The sequence below is a fragment of the Gammaproteobacteria bacterium genome, from assembly GCA_028817255.1.
Lineage (GTDB): Bacteria > Pseudomonadota > Gammaproteobacteria > Porifericomitales > Porifericomitaceae > Porifericomes > Porifericomes azotivorans.
This window is the reverse complement of the sequence record JAPPQA010000089.1, coordinates 1-7,252: the sequence shown is the minus strand read 5'-3', so window position 1 is coordinate 7,252 and position 7,252 is coordinate 1. Positions and strand designations below refer to the sequence as shown.

The following is a 7,252-nucleotide window of genomic DNA, read 5'->3' as shown; positions in this document are numbered from 1 at the left end:
CGCTGGATTCCCGCCCCTGTTCAAGCCAGGGGCAGGCTCTGCGCGGGAATGGCGGATATTTGCCGTGCCAGTGGGTAGTTTTTCGGGCGGTTCTGGATTTTCGGAGTTTTTACACAGCCTGTTTCATATGCATCACTCCCCCCTGATGTAAAGGGGGGAGCGATGGGAAAAATGAGGGAATAGCGGAATAAGAGAGCCGCTTCGCTTGCCTTCGATTGCGGAACGGCTTGCGGGCGCCGTAGCGCGCCCGCCTCCCCGTCCGCCGTCCCAGACCGCGACATTTCCGGCGGCAAACCGGCGCTGGCGCAATATCCGGGCTAGGTATCGCCGCCGGGCTGGGGGGGCGGCGCGGCTTCGGCCTCTTCCGGGACCGGCGCGGCCCGCGGGACAGCCAGTTGCCGCTTGCAGAACTCCGCCGCCTCGGCCAGCGGCAACTCGCGGGTGCCGGGTCGGCCGCGGCGGCGGTACTCGATCCGCTCGCGGTCCAGGCCGCTGTCGCCCAGCACCAGCCAGTGCGGGATGCCGATCAATTCCGCATCGCGGTACATCACGCCGGGCCGTTCGCGCCGGTCGTCGAGCAGGACGTCGATCCCCAGGGCCAGCAATTCCCGGTAAAGGCCCTCCACCGCCCGTTGCAGGCGCCGCGAGCGGTGCATGTGGATCGGGATCAGAACCAGCGCGCAGGGAGCGACCGAGACCGGCCAGACGATGCCGGCCTCGTCGTGGTGCTGTTCGACGACGGCCGCCACCAGCCGGGACACTCCCATGCCGTAGCATCCCATGACCAGCGGCTGGGCCTTGCCCTCCCGGTTGAGGCAAACCGCGTTCATGGCGGCGCTGTATTTGTCGCCCAATTTGAAGATATGCCCCACCTCCATGCTTGGCGAGACCCGCAGCCGGCCGCCGCCCTGGGGGCTGGCGTCGCCGTCCACCACGTTGCGCAGATCCGCGGTTTCGGGCGCGGGCAGATCCCGCCCCCAGTTGACGCCGACGAAATGCGCGCCCTCGCGGTTGGCGCCGCAGGCGAAGTCGGCGACAACGGCGGCCTCGCGGTCGGCGAGCAGGGGCAACGCCAGGCCCGCCGGCCCCAGGGAACCGGGCATACAGCCGGTGGCGGCGCGAATCTCCTCTGCCGTGGCAAAACGCAGCGGGGAGGCGGCGCCGGGGCAGCGCTCCGCCTTGAGGCGATTGAGTTCGTGGTCGCCGCGCAGGATCAGGGCGAGCAGGCCGTCCCCCGCGCCCTTGACGACCAGGGTCTTCAGGCAGCGCTCCGGCGGCAAGCCCAGGTGCCGCGAGACTTCGGCAATCGTGCGGCAACCCGGGGTTTCCACCGCCCTCTTGTCCTCGCCGGGGGGAGGACGGTCGCCGGCGGGCGCCGGGGCCGCGACCAGCTCGACATTCGCCGCGTAATCGCCGCCGTCGCTGAACGCGACCCGGTCTTCGCCGGAACGAACGAGCACATGGAACTCGTGGGAGAGCGCGCCGCCGATGTTGCCGCTGTCGGCCGCCACCACCCGGTATTCCATGCCCAGGCGGTCGAGGATGCGGCCGTAGCTTTCCCGCATCCGGGCGTAGGTCCGGTCCAGGCTGTCTTCGTCCAGGTGGAAGGAATAGGCGTCCTTCATCAAAAATTCCCGCCCCCGCAAGATGCCGAAGCGCGGGCGCACCTCGTCCCGGAACTTGGTCTGTATCTGGTAGAGAACCAGCGGCAGCCGCTTGTAACTGCGGAGCTCCCGGCGCGCGAGGTCGGTGACCACTTCCTCGTGGGTGGGGCCCAGGCAGAAGTCCCGGGAGTGCCGGTCCTGAAAGCGCAGCAACTCCGGGCCGTATTCCTCCCAGCGCCCGGACTCCCGCCACAACTCGGCCGGCTGCACCCCCGGCATGAGGATTTCCTGGCAACCGATGCGGTCCATCTCCGCGCGGACGATGCCCTCGATCTTCTTCAGCACCCGCCAGCCCAGGGGCAGCCAGGTGTAGATGCCGGCGGCCAGTTGCCGGATCATCCCTGCCCGCATCAACAGCCTGTGGCTGGCGGTCTCCGCCTCGGCGGGCGGCTCCCGCAGGGTAGCCAAAAGCAACCGGGAGGCGCGCATCGCGGGCTTAGCGCAGGGAAGAAGAACGAGCGAACATGGCCGCGGATTATATACGTTATATACGGCGCGCAACGCGCATAAATACGCGCCGCCGGCGGCGGCGCGGCGCCCGCCCGGCCCAGGCGCCGCCGGGAAAGGCTTTTTCCCTTGACCCGCTTGTCGGAAACCGTTACCGTGGCGGCACTTTGCCGATGCGGACCAGTAGCGAACATCTGCCAGTGCGTGATCGCCTTTCCCGCCATGAACGAACGTAAACCGGAAGTACTGCGCGGGGCGGAGATCTTCGTGCGCGCACTGCACGCGGAAGGCGTGCGGCATATCTTCGGCTACCCGGGCGGCGCCGTCCTGCATATCTACGACGCCCTGTTCCAACAAAAAGAATTGCAGCACATCCTGGTGCGCCACGAGCAGGGAGCGGCCCACGCCGCCGACGGCTACGCCCGGGCTACCGGCCGTCCCGGGGTCGTACTGGTAACCTCCGGCCCCGGCGTCACCAACAGCGTGACCGGCATCGCCACGGCCTATATGGATTCCATCCCCATGGTGGTGTTCACCGGCCAGGTGGCGAGGCCGCTGATCGGCAACGACGCCTTCCAGGAGGTGGACTCGGTGGGCATCACCCGCCCCTGCGTCAAGCACAATTTTCTGGTCGGCGACGTGCGCGAGCTGGCCGCCACCATCAAAAAGGCATTTCATATCGCCGCCAGCGGCCGCCCGGGGCCGGTGGTGGTGGACATCCCCAAGGACATCACCGCCGAAAGCTGCGGCTTCGCCTATCCCGACAAGATAGAGATGCGCTCCTACAAGCCGCGGACCAAGGGCCACAGCGGTCAGATCCGCAAAGCGGTGCGGCTGTTGCTGGAGGCCAGGCGGCCGATGTTCTACACCGGCGGCGGCGTGATCCTCAGCGGCGCCTCCGAAGAATTGCGGCGGCTGGTGCGGCGCCTCGGCTACCCGATCACCAACACCCTGATGGGCCTGGGCGCGTACCCGGGCACGGACCCCCAGTTCGTCGGCATGCTGGGCATGCACGGCACCTACGAGGCCAATATGGCCATGCATTACTGCGATACGCTGATCGCCATCGGCGCCCGCTTCGACGACCGGGTAACCGGCGACCTGGACAAATTCTGCCCGGACGCGCGCATCGTGCACATAGACATAGACCCCTCCTCGATCTCCAAGAACGTGCCGGTGGACGTGCCGATCGTCGGCGACGTGCGGCACGTGCTGGAGGAGATGAACCGCGTCCTGGACGAAAAGGGCGAGCGGCCCGAGCAGGAGGGATTGCAGGAATGGTGGCAGCAGATCCGACAGTGGCAGGCAATTGACTGCCTGCAGTACGAACAAAACGGCAAGGCGATCAAACCGCAGCACGTCATCGAGACGCTCTACGAACTGACCGGGGGCGATGCCTTCATCACCTCGGACGTGGGCCAGCACCAGATGTGGGCGGCGCAGTTTTACAAATTCGACCAGCCGCGGCGCTGGATCAATTCCGGCGGCCTGGGCACCATGGGCTTCGGCCTGCCCGCCGCCATGGGGGTGCAGTTGGCGTTCCCGAAAAAGCCGGTGATCTGCATCACCGGGGAGGCCAGCCTGGTCATGTGCATCCAGGAACTTTCCACTTGTCTGCAGTACGACCTGCCGATCAAGATCGTCAACCTGAACAACCGCTACATGGGCATGGTGCGCCAGTGGCAGGAGTTTTTCTACGCGGGGCGGTATTCCCACTCCTACATGTCGGCGCTGCCGAATTTCGTGCGGCTGGCGGAAAGCTTCGGCCACGTCGGCATGAAGATCGAGCGCCCCGGCGACGTAAAGAGCGCCCTACAGCGCGCGCTGAGCATGAAAGAGCAGGTAGTGCTGATGGATTTCATCACCGACCAAACGGAAAACGTCTATCCTATGATTGCCGCGGGGAAAGGCCACCACGAGATGCACCTGTCCCCCGCCCATGCCACCCCGGACCGCGAGTTGGCCTGAGCGGTCGGGGTTGCTTCAGGGGTATGCGCCACATCCTGTCCCTGCTCCTGGAAAACGAAGCTGGCGCGTTATCGCGCGTCGCCGGGCTGTTCTCGGCGCGTTCCTTCAACATCGAGTCGTTGACGGTCGCCCCTACGGAAGACCCTTCCCTCTCCCGCATGACTCTGGTCACCGTCGGCTCCGACGAGGTCGTCGAGCAGATCATGAAGCAGATCAACAAGCTGATCGACGTGGTCAAGGTCGTGGACCTGAACGAGAGCCCCCACATCGAGCGCGAACTGCTGCTGATAAAGGCGCAGGCACAGGGGGAAAAGCGCCGGGAGATACGGAGCCTGGTGGAGATCTTCCGGGGGCGAATCGTGGATGTGACGGAGGCGACCTACATCGTCGAGATCACCGGCACGGGCGAGAAGCTGGACGCCTTCCTGGTGGCCCTGGGGGAAAAAAACGTCCTGGAAATGGTGCGCTCGGGAGTATCCGGCATCGCCCGCGGGAAAAAGGCCATTTAGAGGCCCCATTCAGAGAGCATACAAAGGGCATATAAAGGGCATTCAAGGGGCATTCAGGGGGGCATTCAAGGGGGCATTTCAGGGACCGTTCCCGGGGCAGGTAAGGAGAGGGGGCTCTACGGGAGCATTCCGGGGCCCTTTTCAGGAACTTTTACGAGCACCATTCCGATCAAAAGATTAAGGGGGACGCAGTCCCCCGGCAGGGGAGGAGGAGACAGGAAATGAAGGTTTACTACGCAAAAGACGCGGACCCCAAGCAGTTGCAGGGACGGCGGGTGGCCGTACTCGGCTACGGCTCGCAGGGCCATGCCCACGCCCGCAACCTGAAGGACTCGGGGGTGGAGGTGGTCGTCGGCCTGCGCGAGGGCTCGGCCTCGGCCCCCCAGGCGCAGGAGGCGGGGCTGGAAGTACGGACGACGCCCGAGGCCGTGCGCGACGCCGACCTGGTCATGCTGCTGATCCCGGACGAATCTCAACCGGCCGCCTATGCGCGGGACATCCTGCCGAACCTGCGCCAGGGCGCCGCCATCGGTTTCGCGCACGGTTTCAACATCCATTACGGCCAGATCGAACCGCGGCAAGACCTGGACGTGATCATGATCGCGCCCAAGGGCCCCGGCCACCTGGTGCGCTCCACCTACCGCGAGGGCAAGGGGGTGCCGTCGCTGATCGCCGTGCACCAGGACCGCTCCGGCAAAGCGAACGCCCTGGCGCTGGCCTACGCCGCCGCCATCGGCGCGGGCCGGGCCGGCATCATCGAGACCAGCTTTCGGGAGGAGACGGAGACCGATCTGTTCGGCGAGCAGGCGGTGCTGTGCGGCGGCCTGACCGCCCTGATCCAGGCCGGTTTCGAGACCCTGGTCGAGGCCGGGTACGCGCCCGAAATGGCGTACTTCGAGTGCCTGCACGAACTGAAGCTGATCATAGACCTGATCTACGAGGGCGGGCTCGCCAACATGCGCTACTCCATATCCAACACGGCCGAGTACGGCGACTTCACCCGCGGCCCGCGGGTAATCGGGGAAGACTCGCGCCGCGCCATGAAGCGCATTCTGGAGGAAGTGCGCGACGGCAGATTCGCCCGCGAGTACATCCTGGAGAATCAGAGCGGGACGCCGGTGATGAAAGCCATGCGCCGCAAATCGGGCGCACACCTGCTGGAGGACACCGGCCGGCGATTGCGAGAAATGATGCCCTGGATCCACGAACAAAGGCTAGTCTCCCCCAAGGGCGACTAGGCGGGGAGCAAATGCCTTTCGGTTCGCATCCTCGCATCGCCCGGGAAGGGCTGCCGATACTGCTGGCGCTCGGGGCCGGCGCCCTGCTTTTGCAATACCTGTTCGGCCTGCCGGCCGCCGCGCCGCTGCTGCTGCTGCTGGCGGCGGCCTTGTACCTGTTGCGCGACCCGTACCCGAACGTGCCCGCGGACCCGCTGGCCCTGATCTGTCCGGCGCAGGGCAAGATCATCTCGGTGAAACGGTGCGACGACCCGTGGTTGCGGCGGGAGGCATGGCGAATCCGCATCCACATGTCGCCGCTGAGCATCTTCTCCTTTCGCAGCCCCACGGAAGGCAAGGTGCAGGAACAATGGCAGCGGCCGCCCTCGCGGGAAAACGGCGGCGGGCGCGACTACGCGGCCTGGGTGCGCACCGACGAACAAGACGACGTCGTGCTGGCCGTGCACATCCCCCGCCGGCTGACGAACTTCCGCTTCTGGAGCCACCTGAGCACAGGCGGGCGCACCGGCCAGGGGCACCGCATCGGCTACCTGCTGCTGGGCGGAGACTTCGAGGTCTTCACCCCGGTGAACGTCAGCATCGAGGTGGAACCCGGGCAATCCGTGCGCTCCGGGAACACGATCCTCGCGCACCTGGTGCACAATCAGCAGGTCAGCGCTATCCGGCAGCCGCCCTAGGGCCGGCGGCGCCGCGAGCAAGATACCCGGAGACCGCGCCATGAGCGACCGCCGCCGCGGCATCTACCTGCTCCCCAACCTGTTCACCACTGGCGCCCTGTTCGCCGGCTTTTACTCCATGACGGCGGCGGTCGGCGGCCATTACCAGGTAGCGGCGATCGCCGTGTTCGTAGCCCTGGCGCTGGACGTGCTGGACGGCAGGGTGGCCCGGCTTACCAACACCCAGAGCGCCTTCGGCTCCCAGTACGACAGCTGCTCGGACATGGTGAGCTTCGGAGTGGCGCCGGCCATCCTGCTCTACCAGTGGTCGCTGTCCGGCGTCGGCAAGCTGGGCTGGGCGGTAAGCTTCGTCTATGCCGCGGCGGCGGCATTGCGCCTGGCGCGCTACAACACCCAGGCGGCGGGCCACGACAAGCGCTTCTTCCAGGGGCTGCCCAGCCCCGCCGCCGCCGTGCTGGTGGCGGGCCACGTATGGCTGTGCGAAAGCGGCGCCGCGTTAACCGGCGCCGCCAACGTCGCCGTCAGCATGGCGGTCGCCGTCGCCGCCGCCCTGCTCATGGTCAGCAACATCCGCTACCACAGTTTCAAGAACATAGACTTCCTGGGGCGCGTCCGCTTTCTGGTCGTGCTTGCCATCGTCGCCGTATTCGTGCTGGTCTCGATCCGCCCGCCGCTGGTCCTGGCCCTGTTCGCATTCGGCTACGCCGTCTCGGGCCCTGCGAACAACCTGCTGCACCTGTACCGGCGGC

General features: G+C 66.4%; 6 protein-coding genes. 5 read left to right on the top strand and 1 reads right to left on the bottom strand.

Going from position 1 to position 7,252, the window contains the following annotated elements; genetic code table 11:
• Positions 1-317 precede the first annotated feature (317 nt).
• On the bottom strand, positions 318-2,093 hold the full coding sequence (locus OXU43_04115) for a proline--tRNA ligase (GenBank protein ID MDD9824341.1): 1,776 nt from the start codon (positions 2,091-2,093) through the stop codon (positions 318-320).
• Positions 2,094-2,333: 240 nt separating this feature from the next.
• Between OXU43_04115 and ilvB the strand changes: the two genes are divergently transcribed.
• The 5 genes from ilvB to pssA form a co-directional block, all read left to right on the top strand.
• On the top strand, positions 2,334-4,079 hold the full coding sequence (gene ilvB, locus OXU43_04110; protein ID MDD9824340.1) for a biosynthetic-type acetolactate synthase large subunit: 1,746 nt from the start codon (positions 2,334-2,336) through the stop codon (positions 4,077-4,079).
• Positions 4,080-4,102: 23 nt separating this feature from the next.
• On the top strand, positions 4,103-4,588 hold the full coding sequence (ilvN, locus tag OXU43_04105; GenBank protein ID MDD9824339.1) for an acetolactate synthase small subunit: 486 nt from the start codon (positions 4,103-4,105) through the stop codon (positions 4,586-4,588).
• A gap of 221 nt (positions 4,589-4,809) precedes the next feature.
• On the top strand, positions 4,810-5,826 hold the full coding sequence (gene ilvC, locus OXU43_04100) for a ketol-acid reductoisomerase (GenBank protein MDD9824338.1): 1,017 nt from the start codon (positions 4,810-4,812) through the stop codon (positions 5,824-5,826).
• An 11-nt stretch (positions 5,827-5,837) separates the two neighbouring features.
• The gene (locus OXU43_04095) at positions 5,838-6,503 is read left to right on the top strand and encodes a hypothetical protein (protein ID MDD9824337.1); all 666 of its coding nucleotides are present in this window, start codon (positions 5,838-5,840) and stop codon (positions 6,501-6,503) included.
• Positions 6,504-6,543: 40 nt separating this feature from the next.
• Positions 6,544-7,252 (top strand): CDP-diacylglycerol--serine O-phosphatidyltransferase (gene pssA / locus OXU43_04090; protein MDD9824336.1); only part of this gene is annotated, 709 nt, incomplete at its 3' end.

Coding starts and splice junctions, on each gene's coding strand:
- ilvC (MDD9824338.1), top strand. CDS start 4,810: ATGAAGGTTTACTACGCAAAAGACGCGGACCCCAAGCAGTTGCAGGGA.
- ilvB (MDD9824340.1), top strand. CDS start 2,334: ATGAACGAACGTAAACCGGAAGTACTGCGCGGGGCGGAGATCTTCGTG.
- ilvN (MDD9824339.1), top strand. CDS start 4,103: ATGCGCCACATCCTGTCCCTGCTCCTGGAAAACGAAGCTGGCGCGTTA.
- OXU43_04095 (MDD9824337.1), top strand. CDS start 5,838: ATGCCTTTCGGTTCGCATCCTCGCATCGCCCGGGAAGGGCTGCCGATA.
- OXU43_04115 (MDD9824341.1), bottom strand. CDS start 2,093: ATGCGCGCCTCCCGGTTGCTTTTGGCTACCCTGCGGGAGCCGCCCGCC.